This window comes from Collinsella sp. AF33-16, assembly GCF_003475325.1.
Classification (GTDB): Bacteria; Actinomycetota; Coriobacteriia; order Coriobacteriales; family Coriobacteriaceae; genus Collinsella.
In genome coordinates this window covers 60,874-82,684 of record NZ_QRQC01000010.1, presented here as the reverse complement: position 1 = coordinate 82,684, position 21,811 = coordinate 60,874, and the positions used below count along the sequence as shown (strand labels likewise).

Annotated in this window: 16 protein-coding genes and 4 tRNA genes; all 20 read right to left on the bottom strand. The window is 62.7% G+C overall.

The genetic code is table 11. The features are described from left to right. Positions 1–82 precede the first annotated feature (82 nt). A tRNA-Leu gene (locus DWZ52_RS05260) sits at positions 83–166 on the bottom strand. 140 nt (positions 167–306) lie between these two features. After that, entirely contained in the window at positions 307–3,138 is a 2,832-nt protein-coding gene (locus tag DWZ52_RS05255; RefSeq protein ID WP_118385069.1) for a molybdopterin cofactor-binding domain-containing protein, read from the bottom strand. Continuing rightward, positions 3,138–4,040 carry a xanthine dehydrogenase family protein subunit M gene (locus DWZ52_RS05250; RefSeq protein WP_199579149.1) on the bottom strand — a complete coding sequence of 301 codons (903 nt, stop codon included), beginning with the start codon at positions 4,038–4,040 and terminating at the stop codon, positions 3,138–3,140. The genes DWZ52_RS05255 and DWZ52_RS05250 overlap by 1 nt, the downstream gene beginning before the upstream one ends. Before the next feature lie 132 nt (positions 4,041–4,172). Further along, the gene (gdhA, locus tag DWZ52_RS05245) at positions 4,173–5,528 is read right to left on the bottom strand and encodes an NADP-specific glutamate dehydrogenase (protein ID WP_118385067.1); all 1,356 of its coding nucleotides are present in this window, start codon (positions 5,526–5,528) and stop codon (positions 4,173–4,175) included. 262 nt (positions 5,529–5,790) lie between these two features. Beyond that, positions 5,791–5,887, bottom strand: a tRNA-Sec gene (locus DWZ52_RS09945). 62 nt (positions 5,888–5,949) lie between these two features. Further along, positions 5,950–7,914: a selenocysteine-specific translation elongation factor gene (gene selB / locus DWZ52_RS05240; protein ID WP_118385066.1), complete on the bottom strand. Its 1,965-nt coding sequence runs from the start codon at positions 7,912–7,914 to the stop codon at positions 5,950–5,952. Beyond that, on the bottom strand, positions 7,911–9,368 hold the full coding sequence (gene selA / locus DWZ52_RS05235) for an L-seryl-tRNA(Sec) selenium transferase (RefSeq protein ID WP_158572415.1): 1,458 nt from the start codon (positions 9,366–9,368) through the stop codon (positions 7,911–7,913). Before selA ends, selB begins: the two co-directional genes overlap by 4 nt. Positions 9,369–9,552: 184 nt before the next feature. Continuing rightward, entirely contained in the window at positions 9,553–10,389 is an 837-nt protein-coding gene (locus tag DWZ52_RS05230) for a formate/nitrite transporter family protein (RefSeq protein WP_118385064.1), read from the bottom strand. A gap of 115 nt (positions 10,390–10,504) precedes the next feature. Next, positions 10,505–10,578, bottom strand: a tRNA-Gly gene (locus DWZ52_RS05225). A 6-nt stretch (positions 10,579–10,584) separates the two neighbouring features. Next, a tRNA-Pro gene (locus DWZ52_RS05220) sits at positions 10,585–10,661 on the bottom strand. A gap of 91 nt (positions 10,662–10,752) precedes the next feature. After that, positions 10,753–12,111: a branched-chain amino acid transport system II carrier protein gene (brnQ, locus tag DWZ52_RS05215; RefSeq protein ID WP_118385063.1), complete on the bottom strand. Its 1,359-nt coding sequence runs from the start codon at positions 12,109–12,111 to the stop codon at positions 10,753–10,755. Positions 12,112–12,178: 67 nt separating this feature from the next. Further along, on the bottom strand, positions 12,179–13,318 hold the full coding sequence (locus tag DWZ52_RS05210) for an aminotransferase class V-fold PLP-dependent enzyme (protein ID WP_118385062.1): 1,140 nt from the start codon (positions 13,316–13,318) through the stop codon (positions 12,179–12,181). Beyond that, positions 13,315–13,566: a DUF3343 domain-containing protein gene (locus DWZ52_RS05205; RefSeq protein ID WP_118256153.1), complete on the bottom strand. Its 252-nt coding sequence runs from the start codon at positions 13,564–13,566 to the stop codon at positions 13,315–13,317. The genes DWZ52_RS05210 and DWZ52_RS05205 overlap by 4 nt, the downstream gene beginning before the upstream one ends. A gap of 19 nt (positions 13,567–13,585) precedes the next feature. Continuing rightward, positions 13,586–14,212, bottom strand: coding sequence for a sulfurtransferase-like selenium metabolism protein YedF (gene yedF / locus DWZ52_RS05200; RefSeq protein WP_117758972.1), 627 nt, complete (start codon positions 14,210–14,212; stop codon positions 13,586–13,588). Positions 14,213–14,272: 60 nt separating this feature from the next. Further along, positions 14,273–15,322 (bottom strand): selenide, water dikinase SelD, encoded by a 1,050-nt coding sequence (selD, locus tag DWZ52_RS05195; RefSeq protein ID WP_118385061.1) that lies wholly within the window; start codon positions 15,320–15,322, stop codon positions 14,273–14,275. 70 nt (positions 15,323–15,392) lie between these two features. Beyond that, entirely contained in the window at positions 15,393–16,157 is a 765-nt protein-coding gene (locus DWZ52_RS05190) for an acyl-CoA dehydratase activase (protein ID WP_118385060.1), read from the bottom strand. A gap of 154 nt (positions 16,158–16,311) precedes the next feature. Further along, positions 16,312–17,475, bottom strand: a complete 1,164-nt coding sequence (locus DWZ52_RS05185) for a double-cubane-cluster-containing anaerobic reductase (protein WP_118385059.1) — start codon at positions 17,473–17,475, stop codon at positions 16,312–16,314. A 150-nt stretch (positions 17,476–17,625) separates the two neighbouring features. Beyond that, entirely contained in the window at positions 17,626–18,909 is a 1,284-nt protein-coding gene (locus DWZ52_RS05180; RefSeq protein ID WP_118385058.1) for a double-cubane-cluster-containing anaerobic reductase, read from the bottom strand. Positions 18,910–19,340: 431 nt separating this feature from the next. Then, a complete protein-coding gene (locus tag DWZ52_RS05175) occupies positions 19,341–20,411 on the bottom strand; it encodes a sulfate/molybdate ABC transporter ATP-binding protein (RefSeq protein ID WP_118385057.1) in 1,071 nt (356 codons plus the stop codon). 3 nt (positions 20,412–20,414) lie between these two features. Then, entirely contained in the window at positions 20,415–21,680 is a 1,266-nt protein-coding gene (gene modB, locus DWZ52_RS05170; protein ID WP_233547268.1) for a molybdate ABC transporter permease subunit, read from the bottom strand. Positions 21,681–21,811: the final 131 nt, after the last annotated feature.

Genomic DNA, 21,811 nt, shown 5'->3' with positions numbered 1-21,811 from the left:
CCTCATACTGCCCAGCTTATCTGAGGTGCTGGTACCTTTATGCAACAAAGTGTCGCGACGGCCAGGGCCGACGCAGGTGCGATGGTGCGGGCGAAAGGACTCGAACCTTCACGGGAATCCCACCAGAACCTAAATCTGGCGCGTCTACCAATTCCGCCACGCCCGCATGAGCGCACAGACTAGGAATGATAGCAGATACGAACGACAAGCGCACGCACACGTTTTACAGGCTCACGACCTCACCACGAGTGCGAAAGGCGGGGCGAGTTGCCCTGCCCCGCCCATTACGACTTGTTCGCTGACCCGCTACTCCCCCAGCAGGGCCTTCTCGGGCGTGATCGGCAGCGAGCGAACCTGGTGGCCGGTGGCGTGTGCCACGGCCGAGGCCACAGCGGCGAGCGGCGTGTTGATGACGACCTCTCCGATCGACTTGGCGCCAAACGGGCCCGTCGGCTCGTAGCTCGGCTCAAAGGCCACGCGAATGCTGCCGATATCCAGGCGCGTGGGCAGCTTGTAGCTCATAAAGTTGCCGGTGCGCAGGCGGCCGCGCTCGTCGTGCTCAACAATCTCGTAGAGCGCGTGACCGATACCTTGGGCAATGCCGCCCTCGGCCTGGACGCGCGCGAGCGCCTCGTTGATCACGGTGCCGCAGTCAACGGCAGCGGCGTAATCCACCACGGTCACCTTGCCGGTGGCCTTGTCGACCTCGACCTCGGCAATACCGGCCATAAACGGCGGAGGCGAAACGGGCAGGCAGGCAGAGGCATGCGAGGTCAGCGCGTCGCCGCCCGCGATGCTCTTGACGCACAAGTTGGCAAAGTCGCGCAACGTGAGATAGCGATTCTGCTCGCGCGCCGCGCGCTCGTCGGACAGGCGTACGTACTGGCCATCGAAGACCACGTCGGCGGCGTCCACATCCCACATCTGAGCGGCCTTGGCGCAAATCTTCTCACGCAGCTCGGTCGCGGCGTTCTTGGCGGCAAGGCCCGTCACGTAGGTACCGGAGCTCGCGTACGAGCCGGCGTCGAACGGCGACACGTCGGTGTCCACGCCGCGCACCACGATCAGCGAGCTCTCCACGCCCAGCTCCTCGGCGGCAATCTGCGCCAGGATCGTGTCGACGCCCATGCCGTTATCGGTGGCGCCGGTGCCGATGGTAATGAAGCCGTCCTCTTCCAGGCGCATGTCGATGCCGGCGATGTCCACGTTGGAAATGCCCGAGCCCTGCATGGTGAGCGCACAGCCCAGGGCGCGCACGCGGTCGCCCAGGTCCACGGCCAGCGGCTTGTCGCGCCAACCGATCATGTCCATCGCACGCAGCAGGCAGCGGTCGAGCGCGCAGGCGTTGAGCTTCTCGTTGTAGTACTGCGGCATGATCTCGCCCTCGCGCACGATGTTCTTAAGGCGCAGGTCGGCAGGGTCCATGTGCAGCATGTCGGCGAGCTCGTTGACGGCGCTCTCCACGGCAAACTGGCCCTGGGTGGCACCGTAGCCGCGATACGCGCCGCCGCGGTTGGTGTTGGTGTAGACGGCGTCCCAGCTAAAGCGGCTCGCCTTCACGTGGTTGTAGATGGGCAGGCTCTTGTGGCCCGAGAGGCCGATCGTCGTGGTAGCGTGCTCGCCGTACGCGCCGGCGTTGGACAGCGTGTGCAGATCGATGGCCGTGATGGTACCGTCGTTCATGGCGCCCAGCTTAACGGTCATCTGCATCTGATGGCGCGAGTTGCCCGCGGTGATGGTCTCCTCACGGGTGTAGCAGCAATAGCTCGGACGGCCGGTCTGCTGGGTGACGAACGCAACGAAGATCTCGCAGCAGCCCGTCTGCTTGGAGCCAAAGCCACCGCCGATGCGCGGCTTAATGACCTGCACCTGCGACTGCGGAATATCGAGCGACTGCGCGACCATGCGGCGAACGTGGAAGGGCACCTGCGTGGAGGTAGTCACCGAAATGCGCCCAAACGCATCGGTCGTCGCGAAGGCGCGGAAGGTTTCCATGGGCGCGGTCTGCGTGGCCTGGCTGGTGTAGGTGCGGGTGAAGACGATGTCGCTCTGGGCGAAGGCCTCGTCAAGGTCGCCAAAGTCGCTCGTGCCGCTGCACACCAGGTTGCGCGGAACGTCGCCGCCCTGCGGGAACATAAAGGTCACGTCGCCCTCGGGGTGGACCACGATGTCGTTATCGAGTGCCTGGGTAAAGTCGAGTAGCGGCTCGAGCACCTCGTAGTCGACCTTGATGAGCTTGAGCGCCTTGTCGGCAGCCTCCTCAGTCTCGGCGGCGACGATCGCCACCTCCTCGTTTTGGTAGCGCACAAGGTTCTCGAGAATCAGGCGGTCGTAGGGCGAAGGCTGTGGATAGCTCTGACCGGCGATGGTAAAGCGGCGCTTGGGCACGTCCTCGTAGGTGTAGACGCCCACCACGCCGGGGACCTTCAGGGCGCGCGACGTATCGATGGAGCGGATCTTGGCACGGGCATAGGGGCTGCGCTTGAGTTTGACGATCAGGGCGCCGGCGGGCACCAGGTCGCCCGTGTAGACGGGACGTCCCTCGAGCAGGGCCTTCGAGTCCTTCTTGGGCTGCTTGTGGGTAATCTGCTTGTAGGAGACACCGTCAGAGCTCGTGTCGTTGACGGGCAGCTCGGGCATCTCGAAGCCCACCTGTACGCCAGACTCGTTGAGGAAGCGAACGATGGCGCGCAGCTGGCTCTCGTAGCCGCTGCAACGGCAGAGGTTGCCGGCGAGCTGGCGCGACAGCTCCTCGCGCGTGGCGACGAGGCTCGGGTCCTCCTTGGCGGCGCGGGCAAGCGCCAGCACGTTCATGATAAGGCCGGGCGCGCAAAAACCGCACTGCTCGGCGCCTTCGGCAGCCATTGCGCGGGCAAGCGCCTCGGACTCAGCCTTGAGACCCTCGAGCGTGGTGATGGTATGGCCCTCGACGCGCGCGGCGGGAACCGAGCAGCTCAGCACCGGGTCGCCGTCGAGCCACACCGTGCACAGGCCGCAGTTGGTGGTCTCGCAGGCGCAGCGCACCGACGCACAGCCCTGCTCGCGCAGCAGCGCAAAGAGCATAGTGTCGGGGGCAATCTGAACCTTGATCTTGCGGCCGTTGAGCGTAAAGGAAAGATCGATGAGTTTGGCAGCCATTAGCGCACCTCGCTAGAATCGACGCCGGGCACGCGGCGGCAGGAATACTCGTCCGTGGCAAACTTAGGGACCTGCACGGTCTCGAGCTCGCGGGCAAGCGCGGCCGAAAGCTCGATGCCGGCGGCGCGGCGCACGGCCTGGACGGCGAGCGGGGCCGAGATGCGACGGCGGTAGTCGGCCGAGCCCCACAGGTTGGTTCCGCAGCTCAGGGCACGCACGGATGCAGCAAGGGCGCGAAGCTCGTCCTCGGAAGGATGCTCGTTCACCAGGCCGCACGCCTCGCCCTGCAGCAGGGTCGCGCGCAGCGGGCGGGCGCCCACGGTGACGTGCCAGGTGTTGTCCCACCAGGCGGCGGTGACGTTCAGCGAGGGGAAGTCGGTCGCAGCCTTGCGCACGGCCTCGTAGCTCGCGCGGTAGTCGTGCTTGACGACTACGACGCGCTCGATCACGTCACGCACGTAGCCCATGTCCACGAACTCCGCGAGCGGCACGCGGCCGGCGCCCGTCAGCTCAACATAGGAATCGAGCGCGAGGAAGGCAGAGAGAACGTCCGAGAAGCCAAAGCGACCGTAGATGCTGCCGCCCACCGTGGCGGTATTGCGCAGCTGCACGCCCACGATATCGTGGACGGCAAACTCAAAGACATTGTTGACAAGCGCGTTGAGCCCGGCATGACGCTCGAGCTGGCGCAGGGTGCACATGGCACCGATGCGAAACTCGGTCTCGGTCTCCTCGATCTGATCGAGTCCGCAGGCCGAAAGGTCAATCGCCGTCGCCACGCGACGCGAACCCAGGCGCATCCAGATGCCGCCGCCCACAATCTTGTTGTTGCGGTTCTTCTGTAAGAGCTCATAGGCTTCGGCCGCGTTTCCAACACGGACGTAGGTACCGAACTTGAGCACGTTCTCCCCCATCTCTTCACTTGTCCAGTGTCCTCTAGTGTACCAAACGAGGGCGCACGGCCCTCACCACCATAGAAAAAGGCTCCCGGCACAAATGCTGGGAGCCTCATCAGTTGCTATGTCGAGCTGGATTTAGCAGACGCCCTGGGCGAGCATGGCGTCGGCGACCTTCAGGAAGCCGGCGATGTTGGCGCCCATGACGAAGTTGCCCTCCTGGCCATACTCCTTGGCGGTGTCGTCCACGTTGTGGAACATGCCGCGCATGAGCTGCTCGAGCTTGCCGTCGACCTCCTCGAAGGTCCAGGACAGGTGCTCGGCGTTCTGGCTCATTTCCAGGCCGGACACGAGCACGCCACCGGCGTTGGCAGCCTTACCGGGCATAAAGGCGACGCCGTTCTCCTGGAAGTAAGTCGTGGCCTCGATGGTCGTGGGCATGTTTGCGCCCTCGCCGACCACCTTGCAGCCGTTGGCGACGAGCGCCTGGGCGTCCTCGAGCAGCAGCGTGTTCTCGCGAGCGCAGGGCAGCGCGATGTCGCAGGGCAGCTCCCACACGCCGCGGCCGTCGCCCTCGTGCCACACGGCGTTGGGCTTCTCGTCAACGTACATGGCGAGCGTGACGCCCTTGTCGTGGCCGGAGCGCTTCTGGTTGTAGACGTGCTCGAGCACGGAGTAGTCGATACCGTCGGGATCCTCGACCCAGCCGTGGGTATCGGAGCAGGCAAGAACCTTGCCGCCGAGCTGGGAGACCTTCTGGACGGCATAGATAGCAACGTTGCCGGAACCGTGAACGACGACGTTCTTGCCCTCGAAGGAGTCGCCGCGGCTCTTGAGGTACTCGTCCACAAAGTAGACCAGGCCGTAGCCGGTGGCCTCGGTACGGGCGAGCGAGCCGCCAAAGGAGAGGCCCTTGCCGGTGAGGACGCCGGTCCACTCGTTGGTCAGGCGCTTGTACTGACCGAACATGTAGGCAACCTCACGGCCGCCAACGCCCAGGTCGCCAGCGGGAACATCGGTGTTGGGGCCGATGTGGCGATAGAGCTCGGTCATGAAGGACTGGCAGAAGTGCATGATCTCGTTGTTGGACTTGCCCTTGGGGTCAAAGTCGGAGCCGCCCTTGCCGCCGCCCATGGGAAGGGTGGTCAGGCTGTTCTTGAGGATCTGCTCCAGGCCCAGGAACTTGAGCATGCCCAGGGTGACCGTCGGGTTAAAGCGCAGGCCGCCCTTGTAGGGTCCAATGGCAGAGTTGAACTCGACACGATAGCCGCGGTTGACCTGAACCTTGCCCTGGTCATCGACCCAGGGGACACGGAACATAACGATGCGCTCGGGCTCGACGAGGCGCTCAAGCAGGGCGGCCTCCTCGTACTCGGGATGGGCGTCGAGCGCCGGCTGGATGGTGCCGAGGATCTCGGTCGCGGCCTGGATGAACTCAGGCTGCTCGGGATAGCGGGCCTTGAGCTCGTCGAGAACTTTCTGCGTGTAGCTCATGCTTCCTCCAATTGATGGAAAAGAAAGGTGTCGTTCGCGGCGCCTCATACGCCGCGAGCTTTATCGAGTATGGATAATATCGCACTGTTGCAGCAAAGTTTCGCATAAGCCGACGAGCAGATGTTTCGTTTTGATTACGATGCAGGTAGATGCGTTTTTGAGCACCCGACGTACAAATCGCGTGTTTCGAAGCTGTTTCGTCCACGTGGTCCATACCACCACAAAGAGGACAGGCACCTTTGTGGTGGTTGGCAGGATGCGTTGGCGGGAACGTATGTGAATCGAACACATCCAAGACGTTTTGCACGCCTCACAACGGTTTTGAGGACCGCGGGGCCCACCGGAGCCCATCCGTTCCCAAACGTGGCGGTATTTTACCAAACCCAACAGACCACAACCGAAAAGAGCGATGCGGAAACCGCTAACGCAGCGATCTCAGACCGCCGGCCTCCTTGTCGAGTACTGTAAAGCGCACGGCATCCAGGTGCTCCAAGATGCTAATGGTTCGTTTGCGCGACACGCCCAGGGCTTCGCGCAGCACACTCGTGGTGGCGGCGCCGCCAGCAGCCTCGATAGCCGTCGCAACAACCTCACGCGCATGGGCCTCGGCAGCGGCGGACAAGGCAACGTCGCGCTCGACCTTAACGATCGAGTGGTTGAGCGAAAGCTCGCGCAGTGCACGCGTCATGGTGTCGCGATCGAGCTGCAACTGTTCGCTCACCTCGGGAAGCGTCGGCGCATTAAGACCGGCCTCATCCAGCAGGGCCACGATACGCTGGCCAGCCTCGCGCACCACGCGTATCGCCGCGGCGGCGGAATGCGGGTCGAACACCTCGGCACCGTCGACGGCGCACACGCCACGTGCACAGCCCTCGGCAATAAGTGCCATCGCGACATCGTTACCGGCGCCCGGCCAAGCCGCGTGCGCGACCGCACCGGACGTAAAGCCGATCTCCTTGGGAGCCGCCGCGTGCATGGAGGACAAGGCCGCAGCCAGCACATCCATTGCAGCATCGAGAGCCGAGGCATCTGCGTAGAGCACCGCACCGCCCGCAGCAAGCTCGCACACGGCAGCCTGGTCCACAAGCCCACGCAAAACGATCTCGACCTCGCCGGTAACAAGATCGAGCGCTGCGGCAACACCGGCAGCAGCAACAGGCAGCGTTTGCAGCGCCAGCCACGCGTGTACGCCGTCCGCGACATCTCCGGACTCAAGCGCCGCATACAACGCGCGCTCCCCCGCCGACAGGACCCGCGCGCGGCGACAGCGCGATAGCAGGACGCGTCCGCCGCCAAGCAGCGAAATCGGCGAATACGACAGAATGACGGCATGATCGCCGGCGCGCAACGGCAGCGGCCGTTCCAGGCGCACCTGCACCTCACGCGTCTCGCCGACCGCAATAGGCGGCTCGTCGTCTAAAAGCATAATGCGGCCGAGCACCTCAGCCGTGCCCGCCATAACGTGCACGCGTGTACCCGAAGCAAGAACGCCGGCTCGCACGCCATCGCGCCCCACATATGTCAGTTGCATCAAAAAGCGCAGCGTCTGGCCCACGCGACCCTCGACGCCGAGCATCTCGCCGCGCTTGAGGCCCGCCACGCCATCGCCCACCAGGTTCAGGGCGACGCGCTGGCCGGGAACCGCGCACTGGGTATCCCCGTGAACCTGCACCCCGCGCACGCGACAGCGCGTTTGCGACGGCAGCGCAACGAGCTCATCGCCAACCGAAACGGGACCGTCGTGCAGCGTACCCGTCACGACGGTTCCGGTGCCGCGGATGCTAAAGCAACGGTCGATGGGAAGACGGGGCGCGGCGCCCGAGCCAGCGGTCGCCTCCAGATGCTCCGACCAGCACGAACAAACCGTGTTATCGAGCGTCGTAAGCAGCTCGTCCAGGCCCTCGCCCGTCTTGGAGGACACCGGCACTATAGAGGCACCCGCAAACACGGTCCCGTCCAGAAACGCCTCGACATCGAGCTCCGCCAGCGCGGCAATCTCGTGGTCGGCCAAATCGCGCATCGTGAGTGCGACGACCATGCGCGTCACACCCAACAGCTCCAGAACCCGAACGTGCTCGCGGGTCTGCGGCATCACGCCCTCAACGGCCGAAACCGCCAGCAACGCAACGTCCACGCCGGTGGCGCCCTGCACCATGGCGCGCAGATAGTGCGCATGCCCGGGTACGTCGACCAAGCCGACAAGCTTGCCGCTGGGAAGCTCGAGCTCGCCAAAGCCGAGCTCAGTGGTCATGCCTCGGCGCCGTTCGACCTCCAGACGGTCGGGATTTTTGCCGGTCAGCGCCTCGATAAGGGCCGACTTTCCGTGGTCGACGTGTCCTGCCGTTCCGACGATAACGGGACATTCGACAAGCTCGCGCGCGGTCATCGACGCAAACCTGCCCGCACGGCATCCGCCAACGCAGACGCACACAGGTCAAGGTCGGTGTCGCGCAAAAGCGTGCGAACGTCAAAAAGCACCTGGTCGTGCCGCACGCGCGTCACAACCGGCGTATCGGGCTCCTGTACCATAGCGCGCTTTAGGCCATCGGCGGATAGACGCCCATCGACGGGACAGACGGCAACGCAAAAAGTTGGGAGCTCGACGGTCGGCAGCGAACCGCCGCCCGGAGCAGACACGCCCTCGACAACCTGCAGCTCCACCGCCTCCTCACACTGAGACTCGCGAAGCTTGCGCAGCATGCGGTCATGCAGGCGCTTGGCCTGACGCTCGAGCGGAGCCGGCGCGCCGGAAAGCATGTTGAGCACCGGGATCTCCCGATGCGCTGTATCGGATCCGGTCACATACAGGCGCAAAGTGGCCTCGAGCGCCGCGAGCGTGAGCTTGCCGGGGCGAAGCGCGCGCATAAGCGGATGCGAGGCACAGGCGGCGATTACCTGGGCGCTACCGAGAATAATGCCCGCTTGCGAGGCGCCGAGCAGCTTGTCGCCCGAGCACGAGACGACGTCAACGCCGGCGCAAAGCGAGGCGGGCGTGGGCTTCTCCCCAGCATCGACGAGCACCTCATCTGTAAGCAAAGCGCCCGAGCCCTGGTCCTCGTACAGTAACAGCCCGTGCTCATGCGCCAGCGCAGAAAGCTCCGCCGCGGAAACCTCCTCGTGGAAACCCTCGATACGGTAGTTAGAAGGATGAACTTTCAAGATCATCGCCGTATTGGGCGTAATGGCGCTTCGGTAATCATCCAGATGCGTGCGGTTGGTGGAGCCCACCTCGACAAGCTTGGCACCCGAAGCCGCCATGATATCGGGAATGCGGAAGCTGCCGCCCACCTCGACAAGCTCGCCACGGCTCACGATGACCTCTTTGCCGCTTGCATGCGCGGCAAGCACCAGCAGCACCGCCGCGGCGTTGTTGTTGACAACCAGGGCGTCCTGCGCCCCCGTGAGCGTGCGCAGCAGACGCGCGGCATGCTCTTTGCGGCCCCCACGGGCACAGGTCGCGACGTCATACTCAAGCGTGCTGTAGCCGCGGGCGACATCGGCCACCGCCTGCACCGCTGCGGGAGCAAGCGGAGCACGGCCCAGATTGGTGTGAATCACAACGCCCGACGCGTTGACGGCAGGGCGCAGGGTCGGCAGCGACAGTCGGTGGCACCGCTGCTCGATGGCCAAGGCGAGCTCGCGCTTATTCCTAGCGGGGACGCCAGAGCGAATCGCCTCGCGCTCGGCATCGAGCTCGGCATCAATCGCCTCGCGCACAATCATGTCGCCCGCATCGCCGGCAGCCTTCATGACCGGCCACTCGGCCAGCAGCTCGTGAACGGCGGGAATGGAGCGCAGGCGGTCGCGCACCTCGGCAGGCATGGATTCGCAGTCGCTCATGGAAAGCCTTTCGACATGTTCAATAAAAAGCGGGTCCCCTTTGTCGTCAGCAGCAAAATGCGGCAACGCACATGCAAAAAGGGACAGGTCCATTATGGCAGCTCGTGACAAGACGGCGCAGCGCCTCGCTCAAAACCTGCCAAAATAAACCTGTCCCTTTTTGGTCGGTTATGGGTTGGGTCCTTTAGGACTCTTTGTTGGCGTAGATAAACCAGTAGCCCAGCGCCACGATCAGGGCGCCACCCACGATATTGCCCAGCGTGGCGACCGTAAGGTTGAGCGCCAACCCGGCAGCGTTGAGGGCATCGGCGCCAGCGACATCGGCTCCATAGCCGCAGGAGTGCATCAAAATACCCATGGGCAAAAAGTACATGTTGGCGACGCAGTGCTCAAAACCGCAGGCCACAAAGGCAGCGATGGGCAGCAAAATGCCCACGACCTTGTCGACCACGGTCTTGCCGGCAGTGCCGATCCATACGGCCAGGCAGACAAAGATGTTGCACAAAATGCCGCGGAAGAAGATGGTAACGGCGTCGATCGCAACCTTACCGGCGGCGACGCTCACCATGGTATTGGCGACGGCCTCGCCGTTGAGCTTATAAATAGCTGCCATGTAAATCAAAAAGACAACGAACAGGGCGCCGGCAAAGTTGCCGATCCACACAACAGCCCAAGCCTTGAACATCTGGACGAGCGTAATCTTTTTGCTCTTAAGCGCGCATACCATAAGCGAGTTACCGGTAAACAGCTCCGCGCCGCAAATGAGCACGAGCACCAGTCCCAGGCAAAAAGCAAGACCGCCCACGAAGCGCTGGGCGCCCCAGCCAAGCGTGGGATCGCTCAGAAAGACCGTGAAGAACAGGCCGCCGAAGGCGATAAACGCTCCGGCGAACATGGCGAGCAAAAAGGCCTTCGAGACCGGCAGGTTGGCCTTGGTAACGCCGGCAGCCTCGGTCTTCGCCTCGATCGCGGCGGGCGCCAGACAATCGGGGGTGGGGTATTCTGCCTTACTCTGTGCCATGGCAATCACTACTTTCTTACGATATGGGACAAGCGTTGCTCATGAACATGTCCCGCTGGGGTGGACAAAAACAAAACAGGCCAGAAGTAAACGTACCTCTGACCTGTAAATAGCATGGAGCGGGCGACGGGAATCGAACCCGCGTCATCAGCTTGGAAGGCTGGGGTTCTACCATTGAACTACGCCCGCAAGATATGGTCGGGACGACAGGATTTGAACCTGCGACATCCTGCTCCCAAAGCAGGCGCGCTACCAAACTGCGCCACGTCCCGAAGGTGTTGAGCAGCTAAGGTCTAAACCTTGCGTGTCCCAAAGCGAAGGAAATTATAGGGGAGACTCCCCGCCTGTGCAAGCATTGATGCCTCAGCTCCTCGAATGTGCGACAAAACGACTATGGAGCAGACCGATCACAAACGCCACCACGGCAACCGGCGCCCACGCAGCACCGATATCCGCCAGCGGCAACGCATCGAACGGCAGCCACGCGCCCGCAAAGAACGCATCGCGGACCGAGGTGATCACGCTCTGGACCGCGACAACGCCGCCGACCCAGACCCACACCTGCGGATGCGCGTCGCAAAAACCGTGCACCAGGCCCATCAGTACCAGCACAATGGCAACGGGATACAAGGCGTTGAGCATGGGCACCGAGAACATGAGGATCACGTCGAGGCCCACGTTGGAGAGCACGCACGAAAACGCCGCGAACACAAAGGCGAGCATCGCAAAGGGACGGCGCATAGCCTCCTCGGAAGCCTCCGCTCCCCCTTTAACCACATACGTCTCGCAGAAGTAACGCGAGCAGCAGCTGATAAGGCCGATGCACACGTTCATGCAGGCGAGGAAGAAGATCGCAAAGACCACGACCGTGCCGGCAAGGCCAAAATGCATGGAGGCCGAACGGGCGAGGATGGCGGCACCGTTGGTGGCATCGGGCATCACGGTGCTGAGCTGCGCGCCGGCAAGCGCCAGGCCGCAGTAGATGATGGCCATGAGCACACCGGCGATCACGCCGGAGCGCGAAATCTCGAAGGCCACACGCTTGTCATCGGTAACACCCAACTCGTGGATGGTCTCGGCGATGATGATGCCAAAGGCGAGCGACGCGAGCAGGTCCATGGTCTGATAGCCGGTCAAAAAGCCCTGCACGGCAGCACCGGCATTATAGGGAGCCTGTGGCGCGGCAGCGGGACCCAGCGGCGAGACCACGGCAGCGCCCACGACCAATACGATAAGGGCGATGAGCGCGGGGCCCGTAATGCGGCCGAGCACGCGCGTGATGACGCCGGGACGCAGCGTAAGCGCAAATGCGACGATAAAGAACCCGACGGCAAACACCAGGCGAGCCGTGGCGAGCGAGACGCCCTCGGGCAGCAGCGGCACCAGCATCTCGAAGGCCGTGGAGCTCGTGCGCGGAATGGCCAGGCACGGGCCGATAGCCAGATACACCGCCGCGACAAAGAACTCGCCGAACTTGGGATGCACGCGGCCGGCAAGCTCGCGCGCCGTTCCGGCAAGTGCCACGGCGATAAAGCCCATGACGGGCAGGCCGATGGCGGCAATGAGAAAGCCGAGCATGGCGACCGGCGTGGCAGAACCTGCCTGCAGCGCCAGCAGCGGCGGAATAATGAGGTTGCCAGCGCCAAAGAGCATCGAGAACAGGGCGATGCCGACGGTAACGACATGGTCGGAGCGCAGACCGCGGGGGGCGGATGAGGTCATGGGGCCACCTTTCGGGTCGAAACAAAAACGGGACGGGCAAAAAGCCCATCCCGCAAGTATATACGCTTTAGCAGACTAAATCGCGCAAAGCTTCAATCGCGGCGTCAACTTCCTCGTCCGTGTTGAAATACCCAAACGAGAAGCGAACGACACCCTGGCGCTCGGTCCCCAACGCGCGGTGCATGAGCGGAGCGCAGTGGGCGCCGGGGCGCGTCGCAATCCCCCACCCTTGCATGAGCGCGTCCGAGATCTCAGCAGAGTCGATATCGCCCACGTTGAGCGAGACGATCGGCGAGCGCACGGTCTGGTCAAACGCACCGTAGAGCGCAATACCGGGGATTTCGCGAACGCCGGCGAGAAAGCGATCGGCGAGCGCGCGCTCGTGAGCCGCAATCGCCTCCACCCCGCCCTGGGCCTCAATAAAGTCGAGGCCGGCAGAAAGGCCGGCGATACCGTGACCGTTGAGCGTGCCCGCCTCAAGGCGCGTGGGCCACTCCCGCGGCTGCAGCTCATCGAAGCTGTGCACGCCCGTGCCGCCCATGGCCCAAGGAGCCACATCGATGCCCTCCGCCACGGCCAGACCGCCGGTCCCCTGCGGACCCATGAGTCCCTTGTGGCCGGTAAAGCACACCATGTCGAGTCCCATGGCCTGCATATCGATATGCGCCGCGCCGGCAGACTGCGAGGCGTCGACGATCGCAAGCGCACCGGCAGCATGGGCCATGGCCGCCACGCGCGCGATGTCAACGGCGTTGCCGGTCACATTGGAGGCGTGCGTCACCACCACGACGCGTGTGCCCGGCGTGACCAACCGCTCAAGCTCGTCGTAGTCGAGCACGCCGTTCGCGTCGCAGCCCGCATGTTCAATGGTCACGCCCTGCTCTGCCGCCAAGCGGTTGAGCGGGCGCAGCACGGAGTTATGCTCGAGCACCGTCGTGACCACGCGGTCGCCGGGGCGCACCACGCCATTAATGGCGGTGTTGAGCGCCGCCGTGGAGTTGGGCGTAAAGCACACATGGTCCGCCCTCGGGCAACCCAAAAGGCGCGCGAGCTTGGCACGGCAACCGTGAATCGTACGAGCGGCATCGAGGGCGCCCGACGTGGCGCCGCGCCCGGCATTGCCGAGCGAGCACATCGCCTGCACCACGGCATCGATGACCGTCTGCGGCTTGTGCATGGTCGTTGCCGCGTTATCCAGATAGATCATCGCACAACCTCCCACATATCAATCACGGTATAGCCCTCGGTGGGAATGCCCGCTGCGGCAAGCTCGGCGCGTAGCAGCTCCTCATCGGCAGGCAACGCCTTCCACGCCAGACCGCAACCGGCAGCGACCTCCCCGGGCACGGGAATCGTTCGTCCGGGAAGACCGCGCTCGATGCACAGAGATTCGCAGCCCATGGCGGCCGCCGTGGTGGGAAACGTGATGACAAGCGCCGGGCGCTTCTCCCTCATGGCAACTCCAACCAATACGCTACGGGCGCACGACGCGCACGGCCTGCTCCATCTTCTCCACGATCACGTACATGTTGGTGACCTCGCCCACCGCAAGCTGGTCTTTAATGCCAAAGTGGTCCAGGCAGGTACCGCAGGTGAGAATCTCGACACCCTGCTCCGCCAGGCCCTTCAGATCATCGAGCACCGGCGAGCCCTCAACGGTGAGCTTGGCGCCGCCGTTGTAGAACAGCATGGTCGCGGGCAGCTCCTCTTGCTGCGTCACGGCAAAGATAAACGCCTTCATGAGCTTGTGGCCCAGCTCGTCGTCGCCACGGCCCATGCAATCGGTGTAGACGGAAATGACGAGTTTGCCCTTGCCGGCGCTGGCGTCGCAGAAAGCGGCACCGTCCTGCTCGGGGTCTGCAACGGCCACGGCACCGGCGGTCGCGACAGTCACGTGCCACTCGGCGTCCGAAATCTTCTCGACCGAAGCCGTGCAGCCCTTCTCCTGCGCCATCTTGGAGATGTTCTTGACGGCGGTCTCGTTGTCGACCGAGGTCACCACGGCACCCTCGCCATCAAGCTGTTTGAGTGCCTTAAGCGTCTTGACGACGGGCAGCGGGCAGGCATCGCCCATGGCATTGACTTCAATCTTGGTAGACATAACAAATTCCTTTCGAACGAGACCGCCCAGATAGACGGGCGGTCGCATAAACGGTCTTCCTTAATGCACAACGTGAACGGCAGGACCGCCTGGCACCGGCTCGCACACGCGACCGACGACGGCGGCAACGCGACCTTCGGCATGCAGACGGCGCGCAAGCTCATCCACATCGGCAGCAGGCGCCGCGATGAGCAGTCCGCCCGAGGTCTGCGGATCGTACAGCGCATCCAGCATGCCCGGCTCCAGGTCCTCGTCGGCCGCCACGCGCGGGCCAAAGAAGTCCTGGTTGCGGTACGCGCCGGCGGGGATAATGCCAAGGCGCGCCATGTCGAGCACCTGGTCAAAGAGCGGCACCGCCCCTGACGCAAGCTCAATCTGCACGCCCGAGCCCTCTGCCATCTCGCACGCGTGCCCGATCAGGCCAAAGCCCGTGACATCGGTGCAGCCGTGAAGCTCAAGTCCCTCGGCCAGACGAATCGGCGCCTCGTTGAGGGTGCGCATCGAGTCGAACATCTGGCTGGCCTCGTCCTGCTCGATGAGCTCGCCCTTAATGGACGTGGTGATGATGCCCGAGCCAACCGCCTTGGTCAGCAGTAGCGCATCGCCCACGCGCGCACCGCTGTTGGCGAGCATACGGTCGAGCGCGACGAAGCCGCTCACGGACAGACCGTACTTGGGCTCGTCGTCGTTGATGGTGTGACCGCCCGCGATAGAGCAACCTGCCTCGACGCACTTATCGGCACCGCCCGCCAGAATCTGGCCGGCAACCTCAACGCCCAGGCAACTGGGTATGCACAGCAGGTTCATGGCATGGCTCGGCCGCCCACCCATGGCGTAGATGTCCGAAAGCGAGTTGGCCGCGGCGATCTGGCCAAACAGAAACGGGTCGTCGACCATCGGCGGGAAAAAGTCGATGGACTGCACGAGGCCCAAGTTGTCGCCAACGCGAAAGACGCTCGCATCGTCGGAGGTATCGAACCCCACGAGCAGGTTGTCGTTATGCACATTGGGTAAGTCGCCCAGGACCTGGGCGAGGGCTCCAGGAGCCAACTTAGCGGCTCAACCGCTCGCGGCAGTCATAGACGTGAGCTTAATCTGATCGTCAGCCATCGATACCTCCTCTCATCGGTCAATCATTTTCTCCCAGTATACGCATGAATGCGAGCCTGGGGCGGATGCATTAATTGAGCGCCTGTGCGCGAATGGCCGCACCGATAGCGCCGGCAAAGCGCGCCTGGGGCGACGTAGTCACCGACGACCCCAGCAGCGCGGCCAACCGCTCCACAACGTAGGCGTTCTCGCACAGGCCTCCCGTCAGGTAGTACGGAGCACCCGCCGCCTGCCCGGCCATAGTCGCCACGCGCGACACGACGCTGTCGATCACGCCACGTGCGATGTTCTCGCGCGGCTCACCGCGACCGATTAGGCTGATAACCTCGCTTTCTGCAAACACCGTGCACATGCTGCTGATCTTGGTGGGCTCGCCGGAACGCGCCAGGTCGGCCATCTGCTGCTGCGAAATGCCCAGGCGATCGGCCATGATCTCCAAAAAGCGCCCCGTGCCGGCGGCGCACTTGTCGTTCATGGCAAACTTGGCCACGCGGCCGCCTTTGATCTGGATGACCTTGGTGTCCTGGCCCCCCACGTCGATCACGGTGCCGTGATCGCCAAACAGACGCACGGCACCGACGCCGTGGCAGGTAATCTCGGTCACGACCTTATGCGCATAGGGCACGGCAACACGGCCGTAGCCAGTCGCGATCACGCGCACGTCGTCGGCGGCCACGTCATAGCCAGCCGCGGAAAGCTCGCCGCGCAGACGCTCGGCCGCATCGACCGACGAGAACCCGGTTGGCTGCACGCACGTCCACGCCAAAGAACCCTCCCCATCGACCACAGCGGCCTTAGCTGCCGTAGACCCGATATCGATCCCGATCCCTATCATGGCTCTCTCCCAATCTAAACATCAAAGGTAGCGGCGCGTTCAGGCGCCTTAGCTCTAGGTTTCTCAGGTGCCGGAGGTTGCCCCGAAAGAGGAGCGCGACGTACTTTGGTACGCAAGCGACGGTTTGAGGGGCAAGATCCGATACCTGAGGAAGCTAGAGGGTTTCGATGAAGGCGGCGATGCGGGTCTCGATCTGGCCCATGTCGCCGTTGCTGTAATCGGTCTCAATCTTCATGTACGGAATGCCCGCACCCTCGACAGCCTCCTGCATGCGCGCACTCTCAACGTTAAAGGTGTGGCATGCCTGCAGCACGCTCTCTACCACGCCATCGACATGATACTTATCGCACATGGCCAGCGTGTTTTCCATACGACCGTCGTTGGGCGTCATGACCGAGCAGTTAATGTCGAGGTAGCGGTCGGCGATGGCGCGCAGGATGTCGGGCGCGTCCGGGTCGATCATCATGGCCGCCGTGCGCTCACCCGAGCAGTCGTCCATGCACACGACCACGCCGCCGTTGGACTCGATAGTACGGCCTATCTTGTTGATCACGCCGCCCACCGGGCAGCCGGTGATCAGAATGCGCTTGGCATCCGCCGCAACCGGGCGCTCGCCCGCGTCGTAGGCCTCACGCAGCTTGGCAACCTTTTGCTCCAGCTGCTGCGTATAGGCCTCGATATCAAAGCTGAACGTACCGGCAAACATGGTGCTCATCAGGTCGACGCCGCTCATGGCCGCCGGTTGGTTGGCCTGCAGGGCGAACATCTCGAGTTGGGCAGCACGCAGGCGATTGCGACGACGGACGGCGGCGCGCAGGTCGTCATCGGTGATCGTAATACCGTAGAAGTTCTCGAGCTCCTCCTTGAGCATGCGGCACTCCTCGTACCAGCCCTCACGCTCATAAGCACGATCGCGGCCCTGCGGAAGATGCAGGATGTGCGTACGCTTGAGCTCGTTGAGCAGCTCGTACATCTTCTTCTTGCCGTCGCAGGTGGTCTCGCCGATGATCATGTCGCTAAAGTACGTAAACGGGCACTTTTGCGAGTAGGCAAACCCGTAGGTCGACTTGATGAGCGGGCAGAGGTTTGCCGGCAGTACCTTCTCGGCCTCGGGAATCACCTCATCGGACGTACCGCACAGAGCGACACTTGCGGCCCCCGCGGCATCGATAATCTCGAGCGGCGTATAGCTGCACAAGAAGCCGACCAGGCGATTACCGGCCTGCTTGTAATCCTTGACGCGAATAAACGCGGCCTTGCGCTGCTCGTTGAACTCCTCAAACGTGCTGGGCAACGGCTGCTCAATATTTTCCGACATATAACTCCTAAACCTTTTAACCAACCAAGGAAACGGCTTTCCCAGGTGCCCGAGGTTGCCGTGAAAGAGGCGCGCCGCGTACTTTGGCACGCAAGCGACGGTTTGAACGGCAAGATCGGGTGCCTGGGAAAGCCGCCGGGACGGATAGCCCTAAATGGTTTCCAAGAAGGCCTCGATCCTGGTTTGCAGTTGGCCTGCATCCTCACCGGCGTAGTCGGTCGTGATGTGCATAAACGGAATGCCGGCTTCCTCGGCGGCCTTCTCCACGGCAAACGACTCCATCTCATAGAGCGTGCAGAACTGCAGGGCCACGTCGACGATGCCGTCGGCATGCAAGTCCTTGGCCATCTGGACAATGTCCTTCATACGCTGGTCGTTGGGCGTAAAGACGGCGCAGTTGATCTTAAAGTAGCGCTCGGCGATGGCATCGAGCATCTCGTCCACCGTCTCACCGGACTCGTCGACCAGGTCCTTGTAGTAGCGCGAGCCCGTGCAGGACTCCTCGCCTACCACAACGCCGCCGGCTTTCTCGATGAGGTTGAACAGCTTCCAGTTGGGCACGGCCATGGGCGTGCCGGTGTACAAAATGCGTTTGGTCCCCTTGGGCGCCACGCCCTCGCCGGCCTCGACACGCTGCTCGCACTCAGCCGCCATATCGTTAATGGCTCCGGTCAGACGTGGCGTGTCGTCCATAAAGGCGGCCTGAACGGTCAGCAGGCTGTCCAGACCGCTGATGGGCGCAGGGTCGGCAGCGCGCGTGGCAGCGAGGCGCTGCAGGGCACGACGCTTCTCATTGACGGCGTGGATGGCGGCCTTCAGACGCTCAGGCGTAATCGTGACGCCGCACTCTTCCTCGATCTTGGCGGCGAGCTTCTTGACCTCGGCCTTCCAGGTCACGAGCGTCGACTCGTCGTGTACGTTGGGAATATCCATGACGTACATGTTCTTTTGCGTGGCAAAAAACTCGTAGGCTTTCTTCTTGCTATCGCAGGTGTTCTCGCCTACCACCAAGTCACTCGACTCAATGTAGGGGCAGACCTCGCCCAGCTTAAAGCCGGCAAAGCTCTTGATAAGCGGGCAGGTGTTGCGCGGCAGATGCTCCTCGACCTTATCGGTTGCCCAATCGGCACCCGAGCACAGGCCCACGGGAATACCGTCGCAGGCGAGCACAATCTCCTCGGGCACGTACACGCAGAACGAGCCGACGATCTTGGTGGCCTCGCCGGCCTCCTTCTTGTCGAGCATCTCCTTAATACGGCCGCTGTGGATGTTGGTGGCCACAAAGTCCAGGTAGGACGTGGACTTGGGGCGATTGTTCTGCGTCAAGAACATATCACCGTACATCTGGCCCACGGCGCCCAGCAGCATGTCGTGGTCGGCAAGATTCATGCCGAGGCTCTCCCACATCGGATGGAAATCGAATTCTTCAGCCATCACGGTTCCCCTCTCGAACCAAAAACGGATAACAGCGGTATCGGTGCACGACGGGCGGCGATTGCCCTGCCGTGCTCAAACCCGGAATTTTGGGGAACCTGCTTTGCGGCTGACTATTTAGTTGTGCGTCGTCTCTCCCGGAGCCGTGAACATACCTGCTCATATGCGACTCCGAGCCATATACAGGGCGCGCGCGGCAACGCGGCGAATGTATGTCGTCTGCGGCATGTGCGCGCCCTCCTTTACAAGTTGAGGTCAACTATATCAACGGTTATCGACCACGCGAACACCGTTGACATTCGTACGACAGCGTCGTGTTCCGTCATTCAATAAATTATTATCTTGATTGATAAGAGTTTGTCATCCCTCATTCGGCGAACGGCAAAAACAAAGCCGCCGAGGCTTATATCCCCCGACGGCATTACCCGGCGCTATCGACAAACCAAATGAATCCTGCTCGCATCAAAATGCATGCGCAAGGTCTCCCCCGCCTGTGGCAACTCCTCTACAGGTACGCCCACCTTGTTGACCTTCCACTGCAGACGCGTGGGCGCATCGATGCGCGGCACATCCAGCAACACCAGCCGCTCAAAGCGCGAATCACTCACACGGGCCACATGCAAGTCATAACTGTTGCGGCCCCGCTCAGCGCGATTGTCAACATGGAAGTAGCTTGCGCGAATGCCAAGGTACGCCACATTATCGGGAACCTCGCGACCCACGTTAAAGGTCATGCCCCAGTCGAGGGCCTCAACCTCTTCGACGCCGATCTTGCGCGCACGGCTCGTGTTCTTGCAGCCCGTCAGGCGCAGCGCCGCCAGTGTCTGCGGACGGCGAACCACGTCCTCGACAGAACCGATCTCTTCAACGTGCCCGTTGTGCATCACGCAGATGCGCTCGCACAGGCGGCACGCTTCGTCGATGTCGTGGCTCACGTAGAGCACGGTGCGGTTGCACACGTCAAACAGGTCGAGCATGTTCTGCTCGAGCGCGCTCTTAAGATAGGAATCGAGCGCGCTCATGGGCTCGTCGAACATAAAAATGCCCGGGTGCGCCGCCACCATGCGAGCAAGCGCCACACGCTGCTGCTGGCCGCCCGAGAGGCGCGCGGGATAGCGGTCGGCGAAATCGGCCAGGCCAAAGATACCCAGGTAGCGCTCGGCAAGTTGCCTGCGCGCCGCGGCGTCGCCCGCATCCTTTACGCCGGCGCACACGTTATCGGCCACCGTCATGTTGGGAAACAGCTGATAGTTTTGGAACAGCAGGGCGCATTTGCGCTCCTGGGGCGACAGGTTGATGCCCGCCGCCGAGTCAAAAAAGGTCACGCCGTTGACGACGATCTTGCCCTCGTCGGGCGTCTCCACGCCGGCAATGCAGCGCAAGGTGCAGCTCTTGCCACAACCCGAGGCGCCCAGCAGCGCCACACACTCCTCGCCGGTCTCAAGCTGCATGTCGAGCATAAACCCGGGATAGCGCTTTTTGATATCCAGAACGAGCGACATGGCTTATCGACCTCCCTTTGCGACCGTGTCGTCGCGCATAAGCTCGGCCAGCGCCTCGCGATCGATACGCAAGGCATCGCCGCCCGCCGGGTCGAGCGAATCGCCCCGTCCGGCGAGATCTTTGGCCTGCTTGCGCTCCACACGAGAAAGGCCCCGCTCGCGATACTTTTGTGAATGAGCGGTGTACATATTGATGAATAGGATGACCAGGAAACTGAACACGATCACGACGGCGACCCAAAAGAGGGCCACCGACGTATTGCCGCCCATCCATTCAAAGTAAATCGCAATTGGAATGGTCTGCGTAATGCCGGCATAGTTGCCCGCAAAGAACAGCGTGCAGCCAAACTCTCCCATGGCACGGGCAAAGGCGAGGACCGTACCGGCGGCAATCGAGGGCCAGCCAAGCGGCATCATAAGCTTGGTAAAGATGCGATGTTCGGACCAGCCCAGTGTGCGCGCCGCATCGAGCATCTGCGTGTCGAGGCTCTCGAAGGCTCCGAGCGCCGTGCGGTAGACCAGCGGAAACGACACGACGACGGCCGAAATGACCGCCGCGGGCCAGGTAAAGACGATCGAGATGCCGTGCGCGATGAGCCACTGGCCAACCCCGGTCGAGCGGCCAAACAGCATGAGGAGCAGAAAGCCGCAGACCGTGGGCGGCAGCACCATAGGAATCGTAAAGACCGAATCGAGCAGGCCCTTGATGCGACTCGAGGTACCCATAGTCTTCCACGCGGCGAACAGGCCCAGCGCAAAGGAGATCAGCAGGGCAAGGCCGCTCGTTTTTATGGACACCCAAAACGGGCGATAGTCGATGTCGCCCAAAAAGGAAGCCAGAAAGGTCAAGGGCCCCTGCTCATCCCGCAACACGACAGACGATGCCTCTACCATTTGAGCGCTATCAAGCCAACGCGCGCCGCCCTTGGCATCACCCGAGGCTGATGCAATCACCACATAGCGGTCCCCATCCGCACCGCGCTCGTCAAAGCCATAGGTATACCCGCCGGCATCAAACGTTGTTTCCGCCGTGACATACCAAGGAAGATCCACGTCCCCTAGCTGCGCGCCTCCCATGCAGTTTGTGCTGTCGAGCTCACAGACGAGGGCCTTGAGACCCGATACGCACTCGTTATCCTGCGGATCCAATCGGTACTTCTCGACCGCCTTGGGCGATATCCACGCCACAACGCGATCGGCAGCAGGCGCCACTACAAGGTCCACGTCCGCGTCAACGGGAAACCGGTAGCCCTCAGGCTGGCCCTCCATGGCACGAGCGGTCCCCTTGGCCAACCGCTCAAAACCCTCGATCCCATAGGAAAGCCCATGAGCGGTCGCAGCATCCTGGGCCCCGTCCCCAGCGTCCCCAGCAAACGCAAATCCTGGCACCCAGCAAAGCG

Excerpts from the sequence above, each read along its gene's own strand:
- DWZ52_RS05255 (WP_118385069.1), bottom strand. The coding sequence starts at position 3,138 with ATGGCTGCCAAACTCATCGATCTTTCCTTTACGCTCAACGGCCGCAAG.
- gdhA (WP_118385067.1), bottom strand. The coding sequence starts at position 5,528 with ATGAGCTACACGCAGAAAGTTCTCGACGAGCTCAAGGCCCGCTATCCC.
- selB (WP_118385066.1), bottom strand. The coding sequence starts at position 7,914 with ATGACCGCGCGCGAGCTTGTCGAATGTCCCGTTATCGTCGGAACGGCA.
- selA (WP_158572415.1), bottom strand. The coding sequence starts at position 9,368 with ATGAGCGACTGCGAATCCATGCCTGCCGAGGTGCGCGACCGCCTGCGC.
- DWZ52_RS05230 (WP_118385064.1), bottom strand. The coding sequence starts at position 10,389 with ATGGCACAGAGTAAGGCAGAATACCCCACCCCCGATTGTCTGGCGCCC.
- brnQ (WP_118385063.1), bottom strand. The coding sequence starts at position 12,111 with ATGACCTCATCCGCCCCCCGCGGTCTGCGCTCCGACCATGTCGTTACC.
- DWZ52_RS05210 (WP_118385062.1), bottom strand. The coding sequence starts at position 13,318 with ATGATCTATCTGGATAACGCGGCAACGACCATGCACAAGCCGCAGACG.
- DWZ52_RS05205 (WP_118256153.1), bottom strand. The coding sequence starts at position 13,566 with ATGAGGGAGAAGCGCCCGGCGCTTGTCATCACGTTTCCCACCACGGCG.
- yedF (WP_117758972.1), bottom strand. The coding sequence starts at position 14,212 with ATGTCTACCAAGATTGAAGTCAATGCCATGGGCGATGCCTGCCCGCTG.
- DWZ52_RS05190 (WP_118385060.1), bottom strand. The coding sequence starts at position 16,157 with ATGATAGGGATCGGGATCGATATCGGGTCTACGGCAGCTAAGGCCGCT.
- DWZ52_RS05185 (WP_118385059.1), bottom strand. The coding sequence starts at position 17,475 with ATGTCGGAAAATATTGAGCAGCCGTTGCCCAGCACGTTTGAGGAGTTC.
- DWZ52_RS05180 (WP_118385058.1), bottom strand. The coding sequence starts at position 18,909 with ATGGCTGAAGAATTCGATTTCCATCCGATGTGGGAGAGCCTCGGCATG.
- DWZ52_RS05175 (WP_118385057.1), bottom strand. The coding sequence starts at position 20,411 with ATGTCGCTCGTTCTGGATATCAAAAAGCGCTATCCCGGGTTTATGCTC.
- modB (WP_233547268.1), bottom strand. The coding sequence starts at position 21,680 with ATGGAGGGCCAGCCTGAGGGCTACCGGTTTCCCGTTGACGCGGACGTG.